This window comes from Pseudomonas sp. LPB4.O (assembly GCF_038383825.1).
In the GTDB taxonomy this organism is placed as follows: domain Bacteria; phylum Pseudomonadota; class Gammaproteobacteria; order Pseudomonadales; family Pseudomonadaceae; genus Aquipseudomonas; species Aquipseudomonas putida.
Map to the genome: position 1 here is coordinate 3,381,719 of NZ_CP151298.1, position 25,382 is coordinate 3,407,100.

The window sequence follows — 25,382 nt, forward strand, 5'->3', positions numbered from 1 at the left end:
ACCCCCTTGGGAAGATCTATAAACAGATAGGGTATCTTCGGAAAATCAGATACCTCAGGAGCCAACCGTGTCACTGACCCTGCGCCAGGTCCGCTACTTCGTTGCCACCGCCGAGATCGGCCAGATTTCCCAGGCAGCCATCCACCTGAACATCTCCCAGTCGGCGGTGACCACGGCAATCAAGGAACTGGAAGCCATGCTTGGCGTGCTGCTGTTCCAGCGCTCGGCCCAAGGCATGAGCCTGACCGAGGCCGGCCGGCACTTCCTGAACCGCGCCTACGTGATTCTGCGCAGTGTTGACGACGCACTGAACAGCCCGCTGCCGAACGTGCGCGCCAGCGGCCTGCTGCGCCTGGCGGCAACCTACACAGTGATCGGCTACTTCCTCCCACACCACCTGCAGCGCCTGGAACACTGGCACCCGGATGTGACCCTGGAGCTGTACGAGCAGGAGCGCAGCGCCATCGAGCAAGGTTTGCTGGAGGGGCGTTTCGACATGGCGGTTGTGCTCACGGCCAACCTCACCCACCCCGACATCGTCTCCGAAACCCTGTTCAACTCCGAGCGCCGGCTGTGGCTGCCCGGCCACCACCCGCTGTGCGAGCGCTCGGCTGTAAGCCTGGCCGATGTGGCCTGCGAACCGTTCATCCTGCTGACCGTAGACGAGGCCGAGCAAAGCGCCATGCGTTATTGGGAACTGGCCGGGCAGCGCCCGAGCGTGCGGGTGCGGACCAGTTCGGTGGAAGCCGTGCGCAGCATGGTTGCCAATGGCAGTGGTGTGGCGATCTTGTCAGATCTGGTGCACAGGCCTTGGTCGCTGGAGGGCAAGCGCATCGAGACGGTGACCATCAGCGACCCGGTCACACCCATGAGTGTAGGGCTGGCCTGGCACCGTGAGCGGGCATTCAGCCCGGCGATGCAGGCCGTGCGTAATTACTTCCATGATGCGTTCCTGGCGCCCCAGCAGTTGTCCGCCCGGCGCTGAGGGGTACTGGCAGGGCCGGCCTCTTCGCGGGTAAACCCGCGAAGAGGCCATCACAGGTTTCAGCCGAACGATCAGGCCACAATGCCGTCATAACCTGAGCCGGTGCCGACACGCAAAGAGGACGCGAAATGACCCAGCCCGACCCGTCATACGTCAAATGGCTCGAAGACCGCGCCATGCTCAAGGCTTCCCAAGAGCGGGCCAGCCTGTATTCAGGGCAGTCACGCCTGTGGCAACAGCCCTACGCCGAAGCCCAGCCCCGCCGCGCCACTGAAATCGCCTCGGTCTGGTTGACCGTCTACCCCGACGCCATTATCGCGCCGCAAGACTGCTCCGTGCTTGGCGCGCTGGCCCACGAAGCGCTGTGGAAGCGCCTGTCGGAGATCGGCATTCAAGGCCTGCACACTGGCCCGATCAAGTTGTCCGGCGGCCTCCGTGGCCGCGAACTCACCCCCAGCGTGGACGGTAACTTCGACCGCATCAGCTTCGATATCGACCCGCTGTACGGCAGCGAGCAGGAACTGGTGCAGATGAGCCGCATGGCCGCCGCGCACAATGCCGTGACCATCGACGACCTGATTCCCTCGCACACCGGCAAAGGTGCCGACTTCCGCTTGGCCGAGATGGCCCACGGGCCTTACCCGGGGCTGTACCACATGGTCGAAATCCGCGAAGAAGACTGGCCGCTACTGCCAGAGGTGCCCAACGGCCGGGATTCGGTCAACCTGCTGCCGGCCCAGTGCGACGAGCTCAAAGCCCGCCATTACATCGTCGGTCAGTTACAACGGGTGATCTTCTTCGAGCCCGGTGTGAAGGAAACCGACTGGAGCGTCACGCCGCCCATCACCGGTGTCGATGGCAAAACCCGTCGTTGGGTCTACCTGCACTACTTCAAGGACGGCCAACCCTCGCTGAACTGGCTGGACCCAACCTTCGCCGCCCAGCAAATGATCATTGGTGATGCCCTGCACGCCCTGGACTGCCTGGGCGCGCGCGGCCTGCGCCTGGACGCCAACGGTTTTCTGGGCGTGGAAACGCGGGCCAGCGGCACCGCCTGGTCAGAAAGCCACCCCCTGTCGATCGTCGGCAACCAGTTGATCGGCGGCATGATCCGCAAGGCGGGCGGCTTCAGCTTCCAGGAACTGAACCTGACCCTGGACGACATCGCGCAGATGTCCAAGGGCGGGGCCGACCTGTCCTACGACTTCATCACCCGGCCGGCCTATCAGCATGCGCTGCTGACCGGTGACACTGAGTTCCTGCGCCTGATGCTCAAGGAAATGCACGCCTTCGGCATCGACCCGGCCTCGCTGATCCATGCCCTTCAAAACCACGACGAGCTGACCGTGGAACTGGTGCATTTCTGGACCCTGCACGCCCACGACATGTACCTGTACAAGGGCCAGACCTTGCCAGGGAGTATTTTGCGTGAACATATCCGTGAAGAAATCTACGAACGGCTCTCGGGCGAGCACGCCCCCTACAACCTGCGCTTCGTGACCAACGGCATTGCCTGCACCACGGCCAGCCTGATCGCCGCGGCGTTGGGCATCCGCGACCTTGAGCAGATCGGCGCAGCCGAAATCGAGCTGATCCAGAAAGTGCACCTGCTGCTGGTCATGTACAACGCCATGCAGCCTGGGGTGGTCGCGCTGTCCGGCTGGGACTTGGTCGGCGCCCTGCCCTTGCCCGCCGAAGCGGTCGCGCAACGGATGCTGGATGGCGATACCCGCTGGATTCACCGAGGCGGTTACGATCTGGCCGGGCTCGCCCCACAGGCCGAGGAATCAGTGCGCGGAATGCCGCGGGCCCAGGCATTGTATGGCAGCCTCGACCGCCAGCTGGACCGTGGTGATTCGTTTGCCTGCAAGGTGAAGAAACTGCTGGCAGTGCGACAGGCCTATGGCATCGCCACCAGCCGCCAGGTGCTGGTACCTGAAGTCAGCAGTCCAGGGTTGCTGGTGATGGTTCATGAACTGCCATCCGGGCGCGGTATCCAGATCAGTGCGCTGAATTTTGGCCAGGAAGTAATTGCCGAGGAATTGCAGTTGACCGGGTTCACGCCGGGGCCGGTAGTGGACATGATCAACGAAACGGTCGAAGGGGACCTGACCGAGGACGGACGACTGCTGGTGAACCTGGACCCGTACGAGGCTCTGTGCCTGCGAATCGTCAACAGCAGTGGACATGTGTAAATGGCGCCGGGCTAAGGCGGTGCAGCAGCAGAGGGGCAGGTCGGTCTTGCATTTACAACGCTACGGGCATAGCGTTCGGGAGATTTCTTTTCCGTGCCCAGGAGCAACACCATGTACACCGGCATCGTCCAGGCCGTTCGCCCTCTGCTTGATGTGACCACCTACCCGGGCCACAACCAGTTCACCATCGACCTCACACCGGAGCTGCTCGACGAGCTGAAGATCGGCGCCAGCGTCAGTGTCGAAGGCACCTGCCTGTCGGTCACCGAAATCGCCGGCACCCAAGTCAGGTTCGACGCCATGACCGCCACTCTCGAACGCACCAACCTACGCTTCTTCAAGGCGGGCCAGGGGGTCAACATTGAACGTTCGGCGAAAATGAACGCCGAAGTCGGTGGCCACCTGATGGCCGGCCATATCGCCACCACCGCCGAAATCGTCGAACTGTCGATCAAGGAAACCGGCGCCTTCATCAAGTTCCGCATGCCCCCGGAATGGGGCAAGTACGTGTTCCCACGCGGTTTCATCGGGGTCAATGGCTGCAGCCTGACCGTCGCCGATGTCGACGACAACGTCATCACCATCAACCTGATCCCGGAAACCCTGCGCCAGACCACTTTTGCCAGCTACAAGGCCGGCGATCAGCTCAATATCGAGGTCGATCACCAGACCATGGTGCTGGTTGATGTGGTAGAACGCACCATCAAAGGCACCCTGGCCCGCGAAAAACTGCTGCCCTGAGGCCTGCCCATGCTGCCTAACGCCCTCCCCGCGCGCACGGCCAGGCGGCTACGCCTGCAAGTGTTGCGTGGCCGTGTCGGCCTTGGCCTGGTTGCTGGTTTGTCGGTGCTGGCTGGCATGACCGATGCCATCGGCCTGCTGGCGCTGGGTGACTTCGTGTCGTTCATGAGTGGCAATACCACACGCCTGGCCGTGGCCATCAGTGAGGCAGACCTTGCCCTGGTGCTGCGCCTGAGTGGCGCGATACTGGGCTTCGTCGCTGGCAATGCGCTGGGCGTGCTGCTGGCCCGTGGCTTGCGCCGCCGGGCCTGGCCCGTGTTGCTGATGGTTGCGGTACTGCTGGCGTTCGCAGCGGCGTGGCCGGCGGCGGCCACCTTCCCGGCATTGTTGGCCGCCACACTGGCCATGGGCATGATCAATGCCGTGGTTGAACAGGTGAACGGCCTGCCCATCGGCCTGACTTACGTCACCGGCGCCCTGTCCCGCTTCGGCCGTGGCCTGGGGCGTTGGCTGATGGGCGAGCGGCGCAACGGCTGGCGGGTGCAACTGGTGCCCTGGGCCGGCATGCTGCTGGGCGCCGCGTTGGGCGCCTGGCTGCAACAGCGCCTGGGCCTGCAGGCACTGGCTGGCAGCTGCGGGCTGGCCTGTGTGCTGGCCCTGGTGTCGCGGTTCATCCCACGCGGCTGGCAGCGTGGCTACATGCCGCGCTGATCAATCGATGCGCGGGTGCTGCTGTGCCAGCGTCTCGCGCTTGGCTTCCAGCTCGGCAATCTGCGCATCGATGTCCTCGATCTTCTGCTCGATGTTGTCGTGGTGCTCCTGCAACAGCTCACGCGCTTCTTCGATGTCCGACGCCGCCGGTGCCGCGCCGCGCAGCGGCTTGTTGGCGGTTTCCTTCATGGTCAGCCCGGTCAGCAGGCCAATAGCGGCGATCACCATCAGGTAGTAGGCCGGCATGTACAGGTCGCCCGTGCTCTCCACCAGCCAGGCAGCGAGGGTCGGGGTAAGCCCGGCGATCAGCACCGAAATGTTGAAAGCGGCTGCCAAGGCGCTGTAGCGGATGTGCGTAGGGAACATTGCCGGCAGCGTCGAGGCCATCACACCGATGAAGAAGTTCAGCAGCACGGCGATGATCAGGAGCCCGGCAAAAATCACCCCCAGCACGCCGCTGTTGATCAGCATGAACGCCGGAATGGCCAGGGCGAACAGGCCAACGCTGCCGACGATGATGAACGGCCGGCGGCCGAACTTGTCGCTGAGCAGGCCGATCACCGGCTGCACGAACAGCATGCCGACCATGATCGCAATGATGATCAGCACGCCATGGTCTTCGCTGTAATGCAGGTTGTGCGACAGGTAGCTGGGCATGTAGGTGAGCAGCATGTAGTAGGTGACGTTGGTGGCAATCACCACGCCGATGCAAGTCACCAGGCTGCGCCAGTGCTGTGTGGCCACTTCCTTGAACGACACCTTGGGCCCGGAGGCCAGGCCTTCGCGGTCGCCCTGCTCCAGCTTGTCGACATGCTGCTGAAACGCGGGTGTTTCTTCCAGCGCATGGCGCAAGTAAAGGCCGATGATGCCCAACGGCAGGGCCAGGAAGAACGGCAGGCGCCAGCCCCATTCAAGGAACTTTTCTTCGCCCAGAATGGTGGAAATCAGCACCACCACGCCCGCGCCTAGCACAAAGCCGGCAATCGAGCCGAAGTCCAGCCAGCTACCGAGAAAACCGCGTTTGCGGTCGGGGGCGTATTCGGCCACGAAGATCGAGGCGCCGGTGTACTCGCCGCCCACCGAAAAGCCCTGGGCCATCTTGGCCAGCAACAACAGGATCGGTGCCCAGATGCCGATGCTGGCATAGGACGGAATCAGGCCGATGGCGAAGGTGCTGAGCGACATGATGACGATGGTCGCCGCGAGGATTTTCTGCCGCCCGAACTTGTCGCCCAAGGCGCCGAAGAACAGCCCACCCAATGGCCGGATCAGGAACGGCACCGAGAAGGTGGCCAGCGCCGCAATCATCTGCACGCTGGGGTCGGCGTTGGGGAAAAACACCTTGCCCAGGGCATAAGCCACGAAGCCGTAGACGCCAAAGTCGAACCACTCCATCGCATTGCCCAGTGCGGCAGCGGTGATCGCCTTTTTCATCTTGGCGTCGTCGACGATGGTGATGTCCTTCAGGCCGATTGGCTGGACTTTTTTCTTGCGAGGTTTCATACCCGTATCCCTGTCGATGAATGCTCTAAGGGATCAGATACAACGGGACACTAAATAATTCAGCGCTTAATGATTTTTTGTGTGTTTGCGCGGCATCACCGACAGCGCACAAAGAAAAGCCGCTGCAACTGCAGCGGCTTGTTTTACCGAAGGCCTGGCCTCAGATACCTTCGCGCGCCAGGTCCATGGCGAAGTAGGTCAGGATCAGGTCGGCACCGGCACGCTTGATCGCGCCGATGCTTTCACGCACCACCCGGCCTTCATCGATGGCGCCCGCAAGGCCGCCGAACTTGATCATCGCGTACTCGCCACTCACCTGGTACGCCGCCAACGGCAGGCGCGAGGCAGCGCGGATGTCGGCGATCACGTCAAGGTAGGCGCCCGCTGGCTTGACCATCAGCACATCCGCACCCTCCTGCTCGTCCAGCAGCGATTCGCGCACGGCTTCGCGGCGGTTCATCGGGTTCATCTGGTAGCTCTTGCGGTCGCCCTTCAGCGTGGTACCTCCGGCTTCACGGAACGGACCATACAGCGACGAGGCGAACTTGGTGGAGTAGGCCATGATCGCGGTGTCGTGGAAACCGGCACCATCCAGCGCGCTACGGATGGCCTGTACCTGGCCGTCCATTGCCGCCGACGGGGCGATGAAGTCGGCACCGGCAGCGGCGGCAATGACCGCCTGTCTGCCCAGGTTGGCCAGGGTGGCGTCGTTGTCCACGCCATGGTCATGCAGCACGCCGCAGTGGCCGTGGCTGGTGTATTCGCAGAAGCAGGTGTCGGACATCACCACCATTTCCGGCACGGTGTCCTTGCAGATGCGCGACATGCGCGCAACCAGGCCGTTTTCGTTCCAGGTGTCGCTGCCGGTGGCGTCCAGGTTGTGCGACACGCCAAAGGTCATCACCGACTTGATACCGGCACGGGCGTAACGCTCGATTTCCTGGGCCAGCAGCTTCTCGGGGATGCGGTTGACCCCAGGCATGCTGGAGATCGGCACGAAGTCATCGATGCCCTCTTCGACGAAGATCGGCAGGATCAGGTCTTCCAGGCGGAATTCGGTTTCCTGGAAGATCGTGCGCAGGGACTCGTTCTGGCGCAGGCGGCGTGGACGAACGGACGGGAATTGGTTGGACATGACAGCTCCAGGGCATTTTGAACGGCGTATACCTTATGCCTGTCGCGCGCCAGTGAAAAGGCTAAATGACGAGATTGTGTCTTGCGTCAATGGTAACGGCCGGGTTTGCCTGTGCCGGCCCCTTCGCGGGTGAACCCGCTCACGCAGAGACAGCACAGCTTCGGGAAAGCCCCACAAAGATGTGAGGCGCCTGCAACACCTTATTGCAACCAGGGCGGCATGGGCTCCTCTGCCTTGACCGCGCCATGCTCGGCCTCGTCACGCGCTGCACGGCGGCGTGCGTCATCCAGACGGGCGGCGTCGATCTCGCGCATCACCCCGGACACGTCAGCTTCATGTTCGTCATCTGCGAACACCCCAGTCAACGGGCTGTCGGGCAGCAAGTCACCGGCCTCGAACAGCGCCCACATCTCCTGCGCATACCGGGTGCTTTTCAGCTCCGGGGCAAAGCGCCCGAAATAATGGGCCATGTTGTCCACATCGCGCTGCAGCATGCTGAAGGCGTGGTTGTTGGCGGCTGCATCCACGGCCTGCGGCAAGTCGATGATTACAGGGCCGTCCGGGCCGAGCAGCACGTTGAACTCGGACAGGTCACCATGCACCAGCCCCGCACAAAGCATCAGGACGATCTGGCGAATGACAAAGGCATGGAACGTGCGGGCATCCTCGGCTTCCAGGTGCACGTCGTTCAGGCGTGGGGCGGCGTCGCCATCGGCATCGGTCACCAACTCCATCAACAGCACGCCGTCCTGGAAGTCGTAGGGCTTCGGTACCCTCACACCCGCACTGGCCAAGCGGAATAATGCCGCAACTTCGGCGTTCTGCCAGGCATCTTCGGCTTCTTTACGGCCGAACTTGCTGCCCTTGGCCATGGCCCGGGCCTGTCGGCTATTGCGCACCTTGCGGCCTTCCTGGTATTCGGCAGCCTGGCGGAAACTGCGCTTGTTGGCTTCTTTATAGACTTTGGCGCAGCGCACCTGGTTGCCGCAGCGCACCACGTACACGGCGGCCTCCTTGCCACTCATCAGCGGCCGCAGTACTTCGTCGACCAGGCCGTCTTCGATCAGGGGTTCGATTCTTTTGGGTGTCTTCATCAGGCTGTGTTCGGGGTCCTGGCTGTGATGGTCGACATCCTCTCACAGCCGGGGACGACTTGCTCGTCTGTCTTCAGCCAGGCTGATCAGGCGCCCTGCCCTAAGCTGTTGATCGGCACCCCACGCGCCCGCCGGCGCGTGACCAGCAAGCCGGAACACACCACCAACACAGCCAGCACCATGGTCGACACCACTTCCAGGCGATGGTCTGGACGCAGCAGCATCACGACCAGCACGCTGCAGATGAATACGATCACGCCCCAGGTGAGCCACGGGAACAGCCACATGCGGTAACCCAGGGTCTTGCCCTGTGCGGTCAGGCGCTGGCGCAGGCGCAGCTGGGAAATCGCGATAACCAGGTACACCAGCAAGGCAATGGCCCCCGAGCTGGCCATGAGGAAGCCGAACACCTTGGCCGGCACCAGGTAATTGGCGATCACGGCCAAAAATGCCGCGCCAGTGGATAGCAATACCGCTACCACAGGGGTGCCACTGCGGCTGGTCACCTGGGCGCAAGCCGGTGCATCACCGCGGCGGCTCAGCGAGTAGACCATGCGCGAAGCGGTATACAGCGACGAGTTCAGGCAGCTGGTCACCGAAGTCAACACCACAAAATCGATGATGGCTTTGGCATTCGCCACGCCCAGGGTATCCAGCACCGTGACATAGGAACCTTCGGTCGCCAGGCGCGGGTCAGTCCAGGGCACAAGCGCGATGACGATGAATATCGACAGGATGTAGAACAAGGTAATCCGCCAGATCACCGAATTGGTGGCCTTGGAAATATGCTTGCCCGCATCAGAGGATTCGGCTGCGGCAATGGTCACCACCTCGGCGCCGAGGAACGAGAACATGGTGATCAGCATGGCGCTCAGCACCGCACCGAAACCATTGGGCATGAAACCGCCGGTATCCCACAGGCGCGAAACACCACTGACACCGGAACCGGGCAGCAGGCCAAAAATGGCGCACACACCCAGTGCAATGAACGCGACAATCGCCACCACTTTTACCAGTGCCAGCCAGAATTCGAACTCACCGTAGTTCTTCACGCTGAACAGGTTGGTGGCGGTCAGCAACAAGGTAATCACCAACGACAGCACCCAGATCTCCATCTGTGGAACCCAGGAATTGATGATGGTGGCGGCAATATTGGCTTCGATGGGAATGATCAGTACCCAGAACCACCAGTACAGCCAACCGATGGTATAACCCGCCCACTTGCCGATGGCGAGGTCGGCATAGGTGGAAAACGAACCGGTATCCGGCGAAGCAACCGCCATTTCGGCCAGCATGCGCATCACCAGCACCACCAGGCCGCCGGCCAGGATGTAGGCCAGGATGGTGGCTGGCCCTGCTTCAGCAATGGCACGACCAGAGCCGACGAACAGGCCGGCGCCGATCACACCGGCAATGGACAGCATGGTGACATGCCGTGATTTCAATCCATGACTCAAATTGTTCTTGTGGGTTTGCATGGCACTACCTTGTTGTTTTTGTCATGCCCACGCTGGGGCCGCCGGCTGCACGGTCGCCGACGCAGGCGCGAAAAAGCCCGCCCTGCCCTGAATGGTTAGCAGGGCAGTTCGGGTTGAGTAAAAGGAAACCGCAGAACCTGTTACCGCGTTGTCAGCTGGCCGCCCGCCGGCTGGCCGCCAGGTCCGCCTTGGGGACGCTGCCACCCGCGAGGGTGACCTGCTCACACACCTTGTCGACGATGTAGGCGCCGATCGGGATGGCCGAGGTGGCCGCCGGCGACGGTGCGTTGCACACGTTGACGCTGCGCGCGGTGTTGACGAACAGGAAGTCGTCGATCAGCTTGCCGTCGCGCGACACCGCCTGGGCGCGTACGCCGGCCGGGTAAGGCGTGAGGTCGGCCTTGGTGATGCTCGGGCAGTACTTCTGCACCTGCTTGAGATAGCCGCCCTTGAACAGTGAGTTTTTCATCTCGATCAGGCCCGGGCGGAAGTTCTTCGCCAGCACCTTGAGAATGCCGGGGGTGGTCAGGGTCTGGAACAGGTCGCCGGCGCTGACGTCGGTCTTGCGGTAGCCCTCGCGCTTCATCGCCAGTACGGCGTTGGGGCCAACCGTGACGGTGCCGTCGATCATGCGGGTCAGGTGCACGCCCAAAAACGGCATCGACGGGTCGGGAATCGGGTAGATCAGGTGGTTGACGATCTGGTTGTGCTGCTTGGGCAGCAAGTAGTACTCCCCCCGGAACGGGCAGATGACAAACTCTGTGCGCAGGCCCAGCATGCTGACCACGCGGTCGGCCATCAGGCCCGAACAGGTCACCAGGAAACGGCTACGGAACTCGTCGCGCTGTGTGCGCACGATCACTTCGCTGGCCTGCTCCTGCAGGCCGACCACCTCTGCCCCATAGCGGATTTCGCCGCCGGCACGCTGGAATTCAGCGCCCATTGCAGCAGTCACTTTGGCGTAGTTGACGATGCCGCTGGACGGCACGAAGATGCCACCCATCCCCACGATATTGGGCTCGCGCTCGCGCAGTTCGTCGGCCGACAGCCAGTGGCGCTCCAGGCCGTTGGCCGCGGTACGCTCCCACAGCGCCTTCATGCGTTGCATTTCCAGCTCGTTGGTGGCTACCAGCAGCTTGCCGCACTCATCGAAGGGGATGCCGTGCTGGGTGCAGAAGGCCTTTGTGGCCTTGTTGCCTTCCAGGCAGAAGCGCGCCTTGAGGCTGCCTGGGGTGTAGTACACGCCAGCGTGGATCACGCCGCTGTTGTGACCGGTCTGGTGGCGGGCCGGGCCGGACTCCTTCTCCAGCAGAAGAATCTTCGCGTCCGGGTAGACCTTGATCAGGTGCATGGCCGTGGACATGCCCACAATGCCACCGCCAATAATGATGAAATCGTACACAGCCTTACCTCACACGCAGGCATTGCCTGGCTCGCTCACCAAGGCCCGCTCGGGCCCTGGTGGCATCATGTTGTGCGACGACGCATGGGCGGGCGCCCGCCCTGCGCCCTGTCATTATTGCCCGCGCTGGTACAGCGGTTTGGGGAAGGCGACGTAACCACGCTGACGCATCAGTTCACGGCGCAGGCCCTCGTGCGGGGTGAAGCGGTCGCGACCATGCAGCCAGAACAGGTTGTTGATCAGCAGGAAGCTGCCCACGCCCACCGGTACCGACACCTTCTTCCCGCTGCCTTCCAGCGAATCGGACAGGGCGTTCAGCCAGATGCCTTCCTCGTAGTTTTCCGGCTGCACGAACTGGTCAATGTAGCGCATGGTCGGGCGGCCTTCGCCATCGGTGTCGAAAACGGAGTGGAACACATCTTCGGCGACCTTCTTGCTCGGTGGTGCGGTCCAGCGCATTTCGCGGCGGGCCATCGGGTGGCGGAAGAACTCCTCGCACTGCTCCCAGTCATCCAGGTGCAGCAGCAGCGAGTTGCCGCCTTCCATGTTCTTTTCGTCGATCTTCAGCATCAGCACGTAATCGGTAATCTGGTTAACGAAAGTGCCGTCGTTGTGCAGTTCCATCACCCGATGCGGCTGGCGCAGGTAGCTGTCGGAGTTGTCGGAGTTGACCACCACGAAGCGCGCATAGAACTGCCCACTCATGGCGTCGTAGTTGGAACGGCCGATCAGGTGTGCGCAGGCGGTAGTGAACTTGACCATGTCTTCGGCCTGGCTCACGTCATCCAGGCCCAGCGGGGTAATCAGCATGCCGCCGGTGGCGCGATCGAGGATGGTGTTGAGCAGCACAGGGCGCAGGGTGCCTTGGCACAGCTGGTCAAGGATTTCACCCAGCCGGAAACGCAGGAACGATTTGTACTCCAACGCCTGCACCGGCCACTCGGCAACAGCCTGGACGAACGCTTCGACGGTTTCAGGGGCGAAGGTCAGTTCAAGCAGGCGCGGCGACTGTTTCGAAGGGGCAATGGTGTAACCACGCGGCTCGAGCGGCAGTGGCATCACAAGTTCTTCGATCTGCGTAAAAGCGTTCATGGCAGTGTCCTGGCAGAAAAAGTGGAGAGCGCCGTCCGGTCATGACCTGGATCAGTGCGGGCGAGGTAAAAATATCGCCACTAACTGGAAATGTCTACATTTTTGTATTTGGGCGACAATTTAGTTTTTTATCCATTGTTTTTCGTCAGCAGGCGGTTTCGGTATGATCGGCAAAACGTATTGAGGAACAGGATCTTGGAAGCGCTCGCCCCCCGACAAAACTCAGCTTTCAGCGGGTATGAGAGGCTCAAGAAGGACATCATCCGGGGCGTGTTCAAGCCCGGTGAAAAACTGTTGATGAGCGCCCTGAAGGAACGCTACGACCTGGGCGTGGGCCCGCTGCGCGAAGCACTGTCGCAACTGGTGGCCGAGCACCTGGTCAACGCGATCAGCCAGAAAGGCTACCGCGTGGCGCCCATGTCACTGGACGAGATGAACGACATCTACGATGCCCGCGCCAACGTGGAAGCGATGATCATCGCCTTGGCCATCGAGCGCGGCGACGACGCCTGGGAGGCGTCAGTGCTGGCCCACTCGCATACCCTGGCCAAGGTGGTGGAAGTGAAAACCCGCGAGCAGCGCCTGGATGTGTGGGACGAGCGGCACAAGGCGTTTCATACCGCCATTGCCTCCGGCTGTGGCTCCAAGCACCTGCTTCAGGCGCGCACTTACCTGTTCGACCAGGCCGAGCGCTACCGCCACCTGTGGCTGACGCAGACGGTGTTCTCCGAACAGGCCCTTGAGCTCAAGCGCCAGGAGCATGCGGCGCTGGTCGAGGTGATCCTCGCCCGTGACGCCAAACGCGCCAGCGCCATGATGCGCTCGCACCTGATGACCCCGGTGCCGATCATTGCGCAGATCATGCATGCCGAAGGTATCGGAGCCCGCTGAAACACCGCGCCGCTTGCTTCGCGGGTGAACCGGCCAGTGCAGGTAAAAGACGCTAGATGAATTTTTCTTAAATCGCCGGTTGTCTATTCTTTGGCACAATCAAATCTCTATTAGATGCCCAGGAACCAGCATGCCTCGCGTACTGACCATCGAAGACGACGCCGTCACCGGCCAGGAAATCGTCGCCGAACTTACCAGCCACGGCCTGGAGGTCGAGTGGGCCGACAACGGCCGTGAAGGCCTGGCCAAGGCCATTGCCGGTGGCTACGACCTGATCACCCTGGACCGCATGCTGCCCGAGGTCGATGGCCTGACCATCGTCACCACCCTGCGCAGCCTCAAGATCGCCACGCCGATCCTGATGATCAGCGCCCTCTCCGACGTCGACGAACGGGTACGCGGCCTGCGGGCCGGCGGTGACGACTACCTGACCAAGCCGTTTGCCTCCGACGAAATGGCCGCACGGGTCGAGGTATTGCTGCGCCGCAACAGTGTGCCCATGACCCAGACACGCCTCCAGGTCGCCGACCTGCAACTGGACCTGATCAGCCACGAGGCGCGCCGCGGTGACAATACGCTCAACCTGCTGCCCACCGAATACAAACTGCTGGAGTACCTGATGCGCCACAGCGGCCAGGTGATCACACGGATGATGATTTTCGAAGAAGTCTGGGGCTACCATTTCGACCCTGGCACAAACCTGATCGACGTGCACATCGGCCGCCTGCGCAAGAAAATCGACTCCCCCGGCCAGTCGCCGCTGATCCGTACGGTACGGGGCTCCGGCTATGCCATTGCTGAACCCGTCTAAAGGCTGGAGCTCCTCGACAAGCCGCCTGCTGGCGCTGTACAGCTTTCTGTTCGTGGCCTGGAGCAGCATCCTCATGGGGGTGCTGTACTTCGAGGTGTCCAGCTACCTGAACAAGCTCACCCGCCATTCCATGTTGCAGCGCCAACACCTGTTCGCGCACATGAGCGGCAAGCAGCTGGACGACGCCCTGATCGCCAGCCAGGCCTTCGAGGAGCGCAGCTTTGACGCCTATGGCCTGTTCGACACCCACCTCAACCCGATTGGCGGCAGTGTGCGCGCCCTGCCCCCGGAGCTCAGGCTGGACGGCAAGATCCATGAGTTGAAACGCTGCCTGGATGCCGACGACCCACACCTGCCCCGCGACAGCTGCGATGCGGTGGCGATCAAAGTGCAAGATGGCCGCTGGCTGGTACTGTTCCGCGATAACGGCTCACTGTTCGTGGTTACCCGGATCATCCTCGATGCCCTGCTCTGGGGTATCTCCTTGACGCTGATCCCAGGCTTTGCCGGCTGGTACCTGCTACGGCGCAGGCCGCTCAAGCGTATCCGCGCAATCCAGGCCCAGGCCGAGCTGATCGTTGCCGGCGACCTGACCCACCGCCTCCCGTTGTCGGCCCGGCGCGATGAGCTGGACATGCTGGCGGCCATCGTCAACGCCATGCTGGACCGCATCGAGCGGCTGATGCATGAGGTCAAGGGGGTGTGCGACAACATTGCCCATGACCTGCGTACCCCGCTCACCCGCTTGCGCGCCCAGCTGTACCGGATTCGCCAGCAGAGCGACGTCGACTCCGCGCAAGCCGAGGCGCTGGACCAGGCCATCGGCGAAACCGACACCCTGATGGCGCGTTTTCGCGGGTTGCTACGCATCAGCGAACTGGAAGATCGCCAGCGCCGGGCCGGCTTCGTCCAGCTTGACCCGCATGAACTGCTGGTCGAACTGCACGACTTCTATTTGCCTTTGGCCGAGGATGGCGGCATCCACCTGGAATTGCACCAGCCCGCGCAGCTGCCGGCACTGCACGGTGACCGCGAACTGCTGTTCGAGGCACTGGCCAACCTGGTGGGCAACGGTATCAAGTTCACGCCCGAGGGTGGGCAAGTGCGAATTAGCGCGACACACGACGACACCGGCGTGCACCTGGCTATCGAGGACAGCGGGCCGGGCATTCCCGAAGAAGAGCGTACTGCGGTGCTGAAGCGCTTCTATCGCAGCGATGAAGGCCATCGCCATGCTGGGTTTGGGCTGGGATTGTCGATCGTTGCGGCGATCGTGGACCTGCATGGGTTCAGGCTGGAAATTGGGGAGAGCGAGTTGGGTGGGGCGAAGTTGGTATTGCACTGCCCGCTTGCCGGGCTTGGCAAGTAAAAGCCGGGGCCGCTTTGCGGCCCTTTCGCGGCACAAGGCCGCTCCTACAGGGGTAGCGCAGCATTAAAGGCTTGCGGCGACCTTTGTAGGAGCGGCCTTGTGCCGCGAAAGGGCTGCAAAGCAGCCCCAGTACGCCGATCAGTCAGCCAAACGCCAGGTAGTCGTGCCCTTGCTGTCTTCCAGCACCACACCCATCGCGGTGAGCTGGTCGCGGATACGGTCCGACTCGGCCCAGTTCTTGTCCGCACGCGCCTGCAGACGCGCCTGAATCAGGCCTTCCACCTCGGCAGCATCGACCTTGCCTTCGGCACCTGCACGCAGGAAGTCATCGGCCTCCAGCTGCAGCACACCCAGCACTTCACCCAGCTCGCGCAGGCGGCCAGCCAAGCCGGCAGCAGCCTCCGGGTCGCTGTCGCGCAGGCGGTTGATCTCGCGCACCAGGTCGAACAGCACGGCGCAGGCTTCGGGGGTGCCGAAGTCGTCGTTCATCGCCACGCTAAAACGCTCGACAAACGCTTCGCCGCCTTTGGCCGCTACCCGTGGCAAGCCGCGCAGGGCGTGGTAGAAGCGCTCAAGCGCGCCCTTGGCGTCGCGCAGGCTGTCTTCGGAGTAGTTGATCGCGCTGCGATAGTGGCTGGCCACCAGCAGGTAACGCACCACTTCCGGGTGGTACTTCTCGAGCACATCGCGGATGGTGAAGAAGTTGTTCAACGACTTCGACATCTTCTCGCCGTTGATCCGGATCATGCCGCAGTGCATCCAGGCGTTGGCGTACTGCTTGCCTGTGGCCGCCTCGCTCTGGGCAATCTCGTTCTCGTGGTGCGGGAACTCCAGGTCGCTGCCACCGCCGTGAATGTCGAAGCTCTCACCCAGGCAGCAGGTGGACATCACCGAGCACTCGATGTGCCAGCCCGGGCGGCCCGGGCCCCATGGCGATTCCCAGCTCGGCTCACCGGGCTTGACGCCCTTCCACAGCACGAAGTCCAGCGGGTCCTGCTTGGCTTCGTCGACCTCGATGCGTGCGCCGATGCGCAGGTCTTCGATCTTCTTGCGCGACAGCTTGCCGTAGCCGACGAACTTGCCGACGCGGTAGTACACGTCGCCATTGCCTGGGGCATAGGCATAACCCTTGTCGATCAGGGTCTGGATCATCGCGTGCATGCCGGCGATATGGTCAGTGGCACGCGGCTCCTGGTCTGGCGGCAGGATGTTCAGGCGGCGCTCGTCTTCGTGCATCGCGTCAATCATGCGGGCGGTCAACGCGTCGAAGCTTTCGCCGTTCTCGTTGGCCCGGTTGATGATCTTGTCATCGATGTCGGTGATGTTGCGCACATACGTCAGCTCGTAGCCGCTCTTGCGCAGCCAGCGGGTGACCAGGTCGAAGGCCACCATGCTGCGGCCATGGCCCAGGTGGCAGTAGTCGTACACGGTCATGCCGCACACGTACATGCGCACCTTGTTGCCATCCAGCGGCTTGAAGGTTTCCTTCGCTTTGCTCAGGGTGTTGTAAATGGTAAGCACGGCGTTTCCTCAGCTGCCCCAGGAGTCACGCAGGGTGACAGTGCGGTTGAACACCGGGCGGCCCGGCTGGCTGTCTTTCAGGTCGGCGCAGAAGTAGCCTTCGCGCTCGAACTGGAAGCGGTCCTCGGGTTGCGCCTGGGCCAGAGACGGCTCGGCACGGCAACCGCTGAGCACTTGCAGCGAGTCCGGGTTGATGTTGTCCAGGAAGCTGCCGCCGTCCTCGGTCTTTTCCGGGTTCGGCGAGCGGAACAGGCGGTCGTACAGGCGCACTTCGCACTCGACGCTGCCCTCGGCCGGCACCCAGTGGATCACGCCCTTGACCTTGCGGCCTTCAGGGTTCTTGCCCAAGGTGTCCGGGTCGTACGAGCAACGCAGCTCGACGATATTGCCATCGGCGTCCTTGATGGCCTCGTCGGCGCGGATCACGTAGCTGCCACGCAGGCGCACTTCACCGGCCGGTTCCAGGCGCTTGTAGCCCTTGGGCGGCTCTTCCATGAAGTCATCGCGGTCGATGTACAGCTCGCGCGCGAACGGCAGCACACGCACGCCCATGTCTTCTTTCGGGTGGCGTGGCAGCTCAAGCTGCTCCACCTGGCCTTCCGGGTAGTTGGTGATGACCACTTTCAGTGGGCGTAGCACGCACATGGCGCGCGGTGCGGTGCGGTCCAGGTCGTCACGGATGCTGAACTCGAGCATCGACATGTCGACCACGCCGTCGGAGCGGTTGGTGCCGATCATTTCGCAGAAGTTGCGGATCGAAGCCGGGGTGTAGCCGCGGCGACGGAAGCCGGACAGGGTCGACATGCGTGGGTCGTCCCAGGCGTCGACGTGCTTTTCGTCAACCAGCTGCTTGAGCTTGCGCTTGGACGTGATGGTGTAGTTCAGGTTCAGCCGGCTGAACTCGTACTGGCGCGGGTGCGCCGGCACCGGCAGGTTGTCGAGGAACCATTCGTACAACGGGCGATGCCCTTCGAACTCCAGGGTGCAGATCGAGTGGGTGATGCCCTCGATAGCGTCCGACTGGCCGTGGGTAAAGTCGTAGTTGGGGTAGATGCACCATTTGTCACCGGTCTGGTGATGGTGGGCATGGCGGATGCGGTACAGGATCGGATCGCGCAGGTTCATGTTCGGCGAAGCCATGTCGATCTTGGCCCGCAGCACGCACTCGCCGTCCTTGAACTCGCCGGCCTTCATGCGGGCGAACAGCTCGAGGTTTTCTTCCACGCTACGTTCGCGGAACGGGCTGTTCTTGCCCGGCTCCTTGAGGTTGCCGCGGTATTCTTTCGCTTGATCAGGGGTCAGGTCGCAGACATAGGCCTTGCCACGCTTGATCAGCTCGACCGCCCAGTCGTGCAACTGGTCGAAGTAGCTGGACGCATAACGCACGTCGCCGGCCCAGTCGAAGCCCAGCCATTTGACGTCGCTTTGAATGGCGTCGATGTATTCCTGGTCTTCCTTGGCCGGGTTGGTGTCATCGAAACGCAGGTGGCAGACGCCCCCGAATTCCTTGGCCAGGCCGAAGTTGACGCAGATCGACTTGGCGTGGCCGATGTGCAGGTAGCCGTTAGGCTCCGGCGGGAAGCGAGTGACGATGCTGCTGTGCTTGCCCGAGTCCAGGTCGGCCTGGATGATCGGCCGCAGGAAGTTCGCAGGGACAGCGGGGGCGCCTTTGGCAGCGGCGTTGGGCGCGTTGTCGGCAGTGGGCTTGCTCATAGGATCCTTGAATGCACGTGTCCGGCCTGGGTAGGCCGATTGAATCAAAGGGCCTATCATAGCCGAAGCAGTCAAGCTGCTGACAGTCGGGCCCGGACAAACTGGCGTGATTTATCACGGCTTTTTGCCCAAGCCTGGCAAAATGGCCAGTGCGCGCCATGTGTCGTGATCGCCTGAATATGCGTCAGGTGATAACCGGCGCCCTGCGCACCCTAATTCCCGATTGCCTTGAAAAAGCGAGTTTCAGCATGTCCAAAGTCAAACTGACCACCAACCACGGCGACATCGTCATTGAACTGAACGCTGAAAAAGCCCCGATTACCGTGGCCAACTTCATCGAATACGTCAACGCAGGCCACTACACCAACACCGTGTTCCACCGTGTGATCAAAGGCTTCATGATTCAGGGCGGCGGTTTCGAGCCAGGCATGAACGAAAAGCGTGACAAGCGTGCCAGCATCCAGAACGAAGCGGACAACGGCCTGAAAAACGCCAAGTACACCATCGCCATGGCCCGCACCATGGAGCCGCACTCTGCTTCGGCGCAGTTCTTCATCAACGCCTCCGACAACGACTTCCTCAACCACAGCGGCAAGAACGTACAGGGCTGGGGCTACGCGGTGTTCGGCGAAGTGATCGAAGGCCGTGAAGTGGTTGATGCCATCGAGAAGGTCGCCACCGGTTCCAAGGCTGGCCACCAGGACGTACCAAAAGAAGACGTGATCATCGAGAAAGCCGAGATCATTGGGTGATACTGCTGATCTCCGATCTGCATTTGCAAGAAGAGCGCCCGGACATTTCCCGGGCGTTTCTTGATCTGCTCGACGGCCGTGCCCGCCACGCCAAGGCGTTGTACATCCTCGGCGACTTCTTTGAAGCCTGGATCGGCGACGATGCCATGACGCCGTTCCAGCAGTCGATCTGCCAGGCCATGCGCCGGCTGAGCGACTGCGGTACGGCCATCTTCCTGATGCATGGCAACCGTGACTTCCTGATTGGCCAGGCTTTCTGCGACGCTGCGGGCTGCACGTTGTTGAGCGACCCCAGTGTGATCGAGCTGGGCGGTGAACAGGTACTGCTGATGCATGGCGACACCTTGTGCACCCGCGACCTGGGTTACATGAAGATGCGCCGCTTGCTGCGCAACCCGCTGAGCTTGTGGATCTTGCGCCACCTGCCGCTGTCAGCCCGCTACAAGCTGGCGCGCAAACTGCGCAGCGAAAGCAGCACGCAAGTGCGGATGAAGGCCACCGAAATTGTCGACGTCACACCGGAGGAAGTGCCCAAGGTGATGGCGGCGCATGGCGTGCGTACGCTGGTGCATGGCCATACCCACCGGCCGGCGATACACAAGCTGGTGGTTGATGGGGAACCGGCACGGCGCATCGTGCTGGGGGACTGGGACCGCCGGGGCTGGGCCTTGCAGGTAGATGAGCAAGGGTTTCAGCTGGCGCCGTTCGAGTTTTCCTGACGGGCACTGCGTGCCCCATGCAGGAGCGGCCTTGTGCCGCGAAGTGGCCGCACAGCGGCCCCAGATCTCAGCATAACCACCGAAATTGCTGGGGCTGCACCGCAGCCCTTTCGCGGCACAAGGCCGCTCCTGCAAGATCGCAGTCGCAGCAGAAAGCGCTACTGTTGCGCCACTGCCCCTTTGTCACGCTCACTGATCACCACTTCCCGATACGCCGGGTCTGCCTTGATCTGTGCCTCGGTAAACGGCATCACCGCCAGCTGCTTGGCCGCAAAGGCCTTGGTCTGGTCACTGGCATGCGCCGAAGCCGCTTCGCTCGACTGGGAGAACGCCAACAACCCCCGAGCCTCTGGCCCCTTGTCGGTGAAGCTGACCAGTTGCAAGTAGCTGGTACCGCTGACCACCAGCCGCTTGCCCGGCCCGTGCGGCACACTGTACATCGCGTTGTACACCCCCAGCGCCTGCGGGCCACCCGGTACCGGCGTACCATCAAGCGCCTGCTGCACCTGCCCCCAACGCGCCTCCCCCGCTACACCGCTGTCGCTCACCTGCTTGAGCGACGCCAGTGCCGCCTCGTGTACCAGCTTGCGCACGGCCGCCTGCTCCACCGCCAAACCACGCGGCGTGTGCTGCGGGTCTGCCGGATCAAAGGCCACCCGCCAGCTTTCCGGGTGCTCGGCCAAGGCATTGAACAGGTTCTGGAAATGCACCAGTCCAATACCACTGTCGAGGTCAGCCTTGCCATTCCAGGCAGCCAGGCTGCTGCACACGGCCTGTATATCTGCGCCTGCGCCCTCGCACCATTGCAGCAGGTCTGGCAGCACCAGGCTGGCCAGGTAGACCTCGTCGTCGGTCACCATGCGCTGCAGGTCATCCACGCCCAGCCTTGCCGTGCCCTGCAGGCGCTGCAGGGCAAAGCGGCCGCGCATGCCCAGCGGCTGGTCACTGCGGCTGACCAAGGGTGAATAGCCGGTCAGCGGCTGCGCCGGGTTGGCCATCCAGGCCGGGTCGTTGGAGTTCTGCACGAAATCCTGGCGTTCAAGGCTCGGCAGCAGTCGCGCCGGGAAGATTCCCGGTTGCGCAGCCTGCGCGTCGACCTTCCACTGACAGGCGCTGCGCGAACCATCCAGCACCACCATGCGCCCTTGCCCTTGTGGGTTGCTGCAGGCACCCAGCAGTTGCTGGTCGACATACGGCACCACCGACTGGTTCAGGTAAAGAGCCCCACCGCCCTGGTCCACGGCCAAGGTGTTGACCCAAGGAATACCCTGCAACTGCTCGACCGAGCCTTTGAGCGCCGCCAGGCTGTCGGCACGGTTGATCTGGTACCACTGCTGCAACACTCGGGTGTTTTCAAGGTTGGCGTCACGCAAGCTGTAGGCCGCGTGCGCATCCCAGTCCAGGCGCCCGGGCCATTGCACCACCGGGCCGAATTGCGAGCTGTAGACCTGCCGCTCTACCTGGCTCAGGCTGCCATCTTCTGCCTTGACCGCAACGCTGATGGTTTGCCGGGCCAGTGGCAGCGACTTGCCATCAAGCAGGTAACGGGTCGGGTCCTTGGGGTCGAGCTGCAGCCGATACAGGGTGAAGTGGTTGGAGGTGTCGACGGTGTGCGTCCAGGCCAGGTGCGTGTTGAAACCGATATTGACCACCGGCAGGCCCGGCAATGCCGCGCCCATCACATCGAGCTGGCCAGGGATGGTCAGCTGCATCTGGTAGAAGCGCATGCCGCCCATCCACGGGAAGTGCGGGTTGGCCAACAACAGGCCGCGGCCATTGGCCGAACGCTGCGCGCCCACGGCCACCGCATTGCTGCCGCGCTCCGTGGCAAAGCGTTCTTGCCGCGCCAGCGCTGTGGCGAAACCTGCCGACGCTTGCTGGCTGCCCGCCGCAGGTGGGTGCGCGCCCGCCAGTGCCTCGACGAACTGCCCTATACCCCCCTCGGCCAATAGCCTGCGCGTCAGCTTGACCAGGTCCTGGCTGGTGATCGACCGCAGCCACTCACCGTTGCCACATTCGGCGGGCAAGCCTTCGCGGCGGCGCTCGGCGAGCGCCCGGTTGTAGCCGCTGGCATAGCCCGCCAGCAGTGCCTGCACCTGCGCCGGTTGCGCCTGCAGGAACGCATCGACTGCCGTCGGGCTGTTGAGCCAGGTGAAAAACAGGTCGCTGGTCAGGTTGTCACGCTGCTCCAGGGTCTTGCCCTTGGCACCAAAATGGCGTGAGCGCTCACCGCTCACGGTCAGCACCTCGTTGGCCAGCAGGCACAGGTTGTCCTGGGCATAGGCATAGCCAACGCCGTAGCCCAGGCCGCGCTCATCCTTGGCCACGATATGCGGCACTCCGTAACTGGTTCGACGGATCTGCGCGCTGGCATCGGTAGCGGGCTGCGCCTGCACCGCAACGCTGAAGGCCACCAGTGCAGCGGCCAGGCCTGCGCACGTCATGGGACGGGAAAGTGGAAACACGGGCACTCCTCGGATTCGGGGTCTATCCCGATCAGACGAGCGGCCAGGTGAAAATTTTACGTGTTACAAGGCGATGGAACGTCTTGAAGAGGAACAGCCATTTTTTTTACGAGTGGGTTGCAGTTTTTGCGTTCTCATTCGTCCTAGTAAGTGAGGCAACCACATTTCGGGTTCGTCCACGAAAAGGAGCATTCACATGTACAACCCGCAACCCTCGACTCACGCCGGGCGCGTCCCAGGCAAAGCGCCCAACGGACAGGACGTTTTTTCTGAGGAACGCATCGGCAACGAACAGATCCGCGAGCTGCTGCGCACCTTCGGCCTGCGAACCAGCCTGATCCGGCTCAAGGTGATCGATGCCTTGCACGCCGCTGACCGCAATGGCCGCAGCATTGGCGTACGCGGCGTGCACGCACAACTGGAACAGCTGGATATTCCGCTGTCGTTCCTCAGCGTGCGTGAGGTGCTCAAGCGGCTGTGCACCGAAGGTGTCATCGAACTGGGCAACGACAAGTGCTACAGCCTCAACCCCCAGGCGCGCGCCGTACTGGAGCAGACACACACGCCCTGAGCGCATGGCCGGCCACACCTGGCCGGCCCGCACGGATCAGGGCTTGACCTTGCGCCGCAGAATGCCGTTGATCACCACGACCACAACGGCGATGGCGATGGCCGCCATCTGGAAGGTCTGCTCACTGATCGTGCCCTGCTTCTGCAGGTGGGACAGGCCCAGCATCAGGCCCAGTACTACCAGGATGATCAGAAGGGAATATTTGAGGCGCTGCACGTGTGTCATCGAAAGTTCCTTGCAACATCAGGGGCAAATGGCTCGCAACGAGCCGTGGCAATGATACAACGCCCATAGGGCCCGGCGCTGCATTTCCTGCTGGGTAGGGTGGCGACTGCCTGAAAGCATGGGGCTCCAAGCACCCATGCCGGAGGCATCATGTACAAACCCCTGCTGTTCGCGTCCCTGATTCTCACCCCGCTTACCCTTCACGCGCTGGACACCCGCGAGGTAACGGCAGCGCAACTGCTTGAGCTTGGTCGCGACCTGGAGCGCCATGCTGGCGCCAGCCAGTGGCAACAACTGTGGCAGCGCGTGCGTCAGGCTGGCTACCTGCAGGCACCCGGCGCCCCACTGCATTTCAGCGCCCCCATGGCCCAGTTGCCTGATTTGGTCCGGCAGACCTTGGCCCAAGCCGATCAGGTGCAGGCGCTGCACCAGACCCAGGCGCTGTACCGCCGCAGCTTTTCCGGCACGGTCATCGGTCAGCGCGGCGGGCAGCCATTGCATGCCTTGTGCCTGCTGGTCGACTGGCGGGCGCTGCCACAAGGCATGCTCGATGCGCCTCAGGCCTACCTGCGCAGCGCTAGCCTGCTGAGCAGCTACCCCTGCAACTGAGGGTACCCTGGCCCATCACTGGACGAGCGGAGCGCCCTGATGGGAAATCAACGGCCACAGCCACATCGTGGAGACATGTCCTACAACGCAGGATATCGCTGCCTGCAATCGCTGTTCACCGAGGCTACAAGCTGCAACCCATATGTCACCTAGCGACGCGCCGGGGGTGTCACACAGAATTTGCTCACACCGTCGACATAACGCCGCTGGTGATCGGGTCGCACATTCCCCCATCCCGAAGGAGCGCCATATGGAATTACCAGACTTGAGCCTCATCGATATCAGCCAACTGCCCCACTCGCTGCAGGCCCTGGTCGACTGTATCGGCATCGACAACGCCTACCAGTTGACCTGCGCCTACGGCGGCAGGCCCAAGTACATCCCCAAATACCGCGAACGTACCAAGCTCGCCGACGTACTGCCGGCCGAAGCGCTGGACGCACTGATCAAGCGCTTTGCCGGAGTAGCCCTGGAGATCCCCAAGGCTGACCACTTCCTACGCCAGCTGCGCAATCAGCAGATCCAGAAAGAAAGCGCCAATGGCCTTTCACGCAGCCTGCTGGCCAACAAGTACGGTCTGAGCCTGCGCCAGATCGGCAACATCCGTCGCCAGGAAACTTGCGCTCGCTGACGACCAGCACCGAGGCCGCCAGAGGTGGCCATCCTTCCCCTCCATAAAAAGAGCAACAAAACATGTCGATAGATAACAGCCTCATCGGATCCGTGATCAACGCCTTGCCCATGGACCGCATGATCGCAGGCCCCCTGCAGGCCATGGTCCAGGCCCAGGTTACCGCCAGCAAGTCGTACGCCGACTTCCTGATGCAGGTATGTGTGCAAGACGGCAAGGCCGTGGCTATCCAGTTCGATTACGACGAGACCATCGTCGACGAACAGGGTGAATACAAGGGCGTGGTCAGCAAGACCATGAAGGTGCCATTGCTGGCGGCCATCACACACCCGAACATCTCCATCGATGAAGGTAATGTCGAATTCGAGCTGATCATCAATCAGATGTCGGAAGACACCTCCAGCACGGAAATGGGTGCGGACGTGACCGGCTCACTGGGGTGGGGGCCCTTCAAGCTGAACGTAAAGGGCAGCGTCAGCCACAAGTCCGCCCAGACACGCAAGACCGACACCCGCGCCCGCTACGCCTTCAATACGACGATGAAGCGCCAGGAGCCACCTGAAGCGATGATGAGGGTGATCGAGTTCCTCACCGACGCGGCAACCAAGCCAACCGTGGTCAGAACCGCCGAACTGCAAAGCCCGGACGAAATTTCCCAGGCCGACACCTTGAAAGACCCTGCTGCCGATGCAGGCAACAACACCCCTTGAGACGCTCCACGAGCCGCAAACAGCCCCCTGGCCAGCACCGGGGGGCACCACCTGGCCTG

At 62.4% G+C, this 25,382-nt stretch carries 23 protein-coding genes; 13 read left to right on the plus strand and 10 right to left on the minus strand.

Annotated elements, in window-relative coordinates:
- Positions 1-67: 67 nt before the first annotated feature.
- The 4 genes from MRBLPB4O_RS15185 to MRBLPB4O_RS15200 all read left to right on the plus strand — a co-directional run bounded on the left by MRBLPB4O_RS15185 (position 68) and on the right by MRBLPB4O_RS15200 (position 4,632).
- The gene (locus MRBLPB4O_RS15185; RefSeq protein WP_341795742.1) at positions 68-985 is read left to right on the plus strand and encodes a LysR family transcriptional regulator; all 918 of its coding nucleotides are present in this window, start codon (positions 68-70) and stop codon (positions 983-985) included.
- 128 nt (positions 986-1,113) lie between these two features.
- Positions 1,114-3,180 (plus strand): maltose alpha-D-glucosyltransferase, encoded by a 2,067-nt coding sequence (gene treS / locus MRBLPB4O_RS15190; protein ID WP_341795743.1) that lies wholly within the window; start codon positions 1,114-1,116, stop codon positions 3,178-3,180.
- 111 nt (positions 3,181-3,291) lie between these two features.
- Complete coding sequence (locus MRBLPB4O_RS15195) at positions 3,292-3,921, plus strand: riboflavin synthase subunit alpha (RefSeq protein ID WP_095115087.1); 630 nt, start codon at positions 3,292-3,294, stop codon at positions 3,919-3,921.
- Between the two features lie 9 nt (positions 3,922-3,930).
- Positions 3,931-4,632, plus strand: a complete 702-nt coding sequence (locus MRBLPB4O_RS15200) for a YoaK family protein (RefSeq protein WP_341795744.1) — start codon at positions 3,931-3,933, stop codon at positions 4,630-4,632.
- Here MRBLPB4O_RS15200 and proP read toward each other — a convergent pair whose 3' ends face one another.
- The 6 genes from proP to glaH all read right to left on the minus strand — a co-directional run bounded on the left by proP (position 4,633) and on the right by glaH (position 12,336).
- Positions 4,633-6,135, minus strand: a complete 1,503-nt coding sequence (gene proP, locus MRBLPB4O_RS15205) for a glycine betaine/L-proline transporter ProP (RefSeq protein ID WP_341795745.1) — start codon at positions 6,133-6,135, stop codon at positions 4,633-4,635.
- A 160-nt stretch (positions 6,136-6,295) separates the two neighbouring features.
- Positions 6,296-7,270, minus strand: a complete 975-nt coding sequence (hemB, locus tag MRBLPB4O_RS15210; RefSeq protein ID WP_016499972.1) for a porphobilinogen synthase — start codon at positions 7,268-7,270, stop codon at positions 6,296-6,298.
- A gap of 200 nt (positions 7,271-7,470) precedes the next feature.
- Positions 7,471-8,364 (minus strand): PA4780 family RIO1-like protein kinase, encoded by an 894-nt coding sequence (locus MRBLPB4O_RS15215; protein ID WP_341795746.1) that lies wholly within the window; start codon positions 8,362-8,364, stop codon positions 7,471-7,473.
- Between the two features lie 86 nt (positions 8,365-8,450).
- Positions 8,451-9,842: a GABA permease gene (gabP, locus tag MRBLPB4O_RS15220; RefSeq protein WP_028613034.1), complete on the minus strand. Its 1,392-nt coding sequence runs from the start codon at positions 9,840-9,842 to the stop codon at positions 8,451-8,453.
- 151 nt (positions 9,843-9,993) lie between these two features.
- On the minus strand, positions 9,994-11,244 hold the full coding sequence (gene lhgO, locus MRBLPB4O_RS15225; RefSeq protein WP_341795747.1) for an L-2-hydroxyglutarate oxidase: 1,251 nt from the start codon (positions 11,242-11,244) through the stop codon (positions 9,994-9,996).
- Positions 11,245-11,358: 114 nt separating this feature from the next.
- Positions 11,359-12,336: a glutarate dioxygenase GlaH gene (gene glaH, locus MRBLPB4O_RS15230; protein ID WP_016499976.1), complete on the minus strand. Its 978-nt coding sequence runs from the start codon at positions 12,334-12,336 to the stop codon at positions 11,359-11,361.
- A gap of 195 nt (positions 12,337-12,531) precedes the next feature.
- On the opposite strand from glaH, the gene csiR reads away from it, so the two are divergent.
- From csiR to MRBLPB4O_RS15245, 3 genes are all read left to right on the plus strand, one after another.
- Complete coding sequence (gene csiR, locus MRBLPB4O_RS15235; RefSeq protein ID WP_341795748.1) at positions 12,532-13,227, plus strand: DNA-binding transcriptional regulator CsiR; 696 nt, start codon at positions 12,532-12,534, stop codon at positions 13,225-13,227.
- A 130-nt stretch (positions 13,228-13,357) separates the two neighbouring features.
- Complete coding sequence (locus MRBLPB4O_RS15240; RefSeq protein WP_016499978.1) at positions 13,358-14,038, plus strand: response regulator transcription factor; 681 nt, start codon at positions 13,358-13,360, stop codon at positions 14,036-14,038.
- Entirely contained in the window at positions 14,016-15,407 is a 1,392-nt protein-coding gene (locus MRBLPB4O_RS15245; RefSeq protein ID WP_341795749.1) for a HAMP domain-containing sensor histidine kinase, read from the plus strand. The genes MRBLPB4O_RS15240 and MRBLPB4O_RS15245 overlap by 23 nt, the downstream gene beginning before the upstream one ends.
- Positions 15,408-15,545: 138 nt before the next feature.
- On the opposite strand, the gene cysS is transcribed toward MRBLPB4O_RS15245, so the two are convergent.
- Both cysS and MRBLPB4O_RS15255 read right to left on the minus strand, forming a co-directional pair.
- Entirely contained in the window at positions 15,546-16,928 is a 1,383-nt protein-coding gene (gene cysS, locus MRBLPB4O_RS15250; RefSeq protein WP_016499980.1) for a cysteine--tRNA ligase, read from the minus strand.
- Between the two features lie 9 nt (positions 16,929-16,937).
- Positions 16,938-18,641 (minus strand): glutamine--tRNA ligase/YqeY domain fusion protein, encoded by a 1,704-nt coding sequence (locus MRBLPB4O_RS15255; protein WP_043196351.1) that lies wholly within the window; start codon positions 18,639-18,641, stop codon positions 16,938-16,940.
- Between the two features lie 248 nt (positions 18,642-18,889).
- On the opposite strand from MRBLPB4O_RS15255, the gene MRBLPB4O_RS15260 reads away from it, so the two are divergent.
- Both MRBLPB4O_RS15260 and MRBLPB4O_RS15265 read left to right on the plus strand, forming a co-directional pair.
- Positions 18,890-19,393 carry a peptidylprolyl isomerase gene (locus MRBLPB4O_RS15260; protein WP_031311992.1) on the plus strand — a complete coding sequence of 168 codons (504 nt, stop codon included), beginning with the start codon at positions 18,890-18,892 and terminating at the stop codon, positions 19,391-19,393.
- A complete protein-coding gene (locus MRBLPB4O_RS15265; RefSeq protein ID WP_341795750.1) occupies positions 19,390-20,112 on the plus strand; it encodes a UDP-2,3-diacylglucosamine diphosphatase in 723 nt (240 codons plus the stop codon). Before MRBLPB4O_RS15260 ends, MRBLPB4O_RS15265 begins: the two co-directional genes overlap by 4 nt.
- Positions 20,113-20,270: 158 nt before the next feature.
- On the opposite strand, the gene MRBLPB4O_RS15270 is transcribed toward MRBLPB4O_RS15265, so the two are convergent.
- Positions 20,271-22,577, minus strand: a complete 2,307-nt coding sequence (locus tag MRBLPB4O_RS15270) for an acylase (RefSeq protein WP_341795751.1) — start codon at positions 22,575-22,577, stop codon at positions 20,271-20,273.
- Positions 22,578-22,773: 196 nt separating this feature from the next.
- On the opposite strand from MRBLPB4O_RS15270, the gene MRBLPB4O_RS15275 reads away from it, so the two are divergent.
- Positions 22,774-23,148 (plus strand): fe2+ zn2+ uptake regulation protein, encoded by a 375-nt coding sequence (locus MRBLPB4O_RS15275; RefSeq protein WP_341795752.1) that lies wholly within the window; start codon positions 22,774-22,776, stop codon positions 23,146-23,148.
- A 36-nt stretch (positions 23,149-23,184) separates the two neighbouring features.
- Here MRBLPB4O_RS15275 and MRBLPB4O_RS15280 read toward each other — a convergent pair whose 3' ends face one another.
- On the minus strand, positions 23,185-23,373 hold the full coding sequence (locus tag MRBLPB4O_RS15280; protein ID WP_016499986.1) for a hypothetical protein: 189 nt from the start codon (positions 23,371-23,373) through the stop codon (positions 23,185-23,187).
- 150 nt (positions 23,374-23,523) lie between these two features.
- On the opposite strand from MRBLPB4O_RS15280, the gene MRBLPB4O_RS15285 reads away from it, so the two are divergent.
- From MRBLPB4O_RS15285 to MRBLPB4O_RS15295, 3 genes are all read left to right on the plus strand, one after another.
- Complete coding sequence (locus MRBLPB4O_RS15285; protein ID WP_341795753.1) at positions 23,524-23,982, plus strand: hypothetical protein; 459 nt, start codon at positions 23,524-23,526, stop codon at positions 23,980-23,982.
- A gap of 250 nt (positions 23,983-24,232) precedes the next feature.
- Entirely contained in the window at positions 24,233-24,613 is a 381-nt protein-coding gene (locus tag MRBLPB4O_RS15290; RefSeq protein ID WP_258657081.1) for a Mor transcription activator family protein, read from the plus strand.
- Between the two features lie 62 nt (positions 24,614-24,675).
- Complete coding sequence (locus tag MRBLPB4O_RS15295) at positions 24,676-25,323, plus strand: DUF2589 domain-containing protein (RefSeq protein WP_016499989.1); 648 nt, start codon at positions 24,676-24,678, stop codon at positions 25,321-25,323.
- Positions 25,324-25,382: the final 59 nt, after the last annotated feature.

Coding starts and splice junctions, on each gene's coding strand:
- MRBLPB4O_RS15200 (WP_341795744.1), top strand. CDS start 3,931: ATGCTGCCTAACGCCCTCCCCGCGCGCACGGCCAGGCGGCTACGCCTG.
- treS (WP_341795743.1), top strand. CDS start 1,114: ATGACCCAGCCCGACCCGTCATACGTCAAATGGCTCGAAGACCGCGCC.
- hemB (WP_016499972.1), bottom strand. CDS start 7,270: ATGTCCAACCAATTCCCGTCCGTTCGTCCACGCCGCCTGCGCCAGAAC.
- MRBLPB4O_RS15290 (WP_258657081.1), top strand. CDS start 24,233: ATGGAATTACCAGACTTGAGCCTCATCGATATCAGCCAACTGCCCCAC.
- MRBLPB4O_RS15255 (WP_043196351.1), bottom strand. CDS start 18,641: ATGAGCAAGCCCACTGCCGACAACGCGCCCAACGCCGCTGCCAAAGGC.
- MRBLPB4O_RS15285 (WP_341795753.1), top strand. CDS start 23,524: ATGTACAAACCCCTGCTGTTCGCGTCCCTGATTCTCACCCCGCTTACC.
- glaH (WP_016499976.1), bottom strand. CDS start 12,336: ATGAACGCTTTTACGCAGATCGAAGAACTTGTGATGCCACTGCCGCTC.
- MRBLPB4O_RS15195 (WP_095115087.1), top strand. CDS start 3,292: ATGTACACCGGCATCGTCCAGGCCGTTCGCCCTCTGCTTGATGTGACC.
- MRBLPB4O_RS15245 (WP_341795749.1), top strand. CDS start 14,016: ATGCCATTGCTGAACCCGTCTAAAGGCTGGAGCTCCTCGACAAGCCGC.
- MRBLPB4O_RS15275 (WP_341795752.1), top strand. CDS start 22,774: ATGTACAACCCGCAACCCTCGACTCACGCCGGGCGCGTCCCAGGCAAA.
- MRBLPB4O_RS15280 (WP_016499986.1), bottom strand. CDS start 23,373: ATGACACACGTGCAGCGCCTCAAATATTCCCTTCTGATCATCCTGGTA.
- proP (WP_341795745.1), bottom strand. CDS start 6,135: ATGAAACCTCGCAAGAAAAAAGTCCAGCCAATCGGCCTGAAGGACATC.
- MRBLPB4O_RS15260 (WP_031311992.1), top strand. CDS start 18,890: ATGTCCAAAGTCAAACTGACCACCAACCACGGCGACATCGTCATTGAA.
- MRBLPB4O_RS15240 (WP_016499978.1), top strand. CDS start 13,358: ATGCCTCGCGTACTGACCATCGAAGACGACGCCGTCACCGGCCAGGAA.
- gabP (WP_028613034.1), bottom strand. CDS start 9,842: ATGCAAACCCACAAGAACAATTTGAGTCATGGATTGAAATCACGGCAT.
- MRBLPB4O_RS15295 (WP_016499989.1), top strand. CDS start 24,676: ATGTCGATAGATAACAGCCTCATCGGATCCGTGATCAACGCCTTGCCC.
- MRBLPB4O_RS15215 (WP_341795746.1), bottom strand. CDS start 8,364: ATGAAGACACCCAAAAGAATCGAACCCCTGATCGAAGACGGCCTGGTC.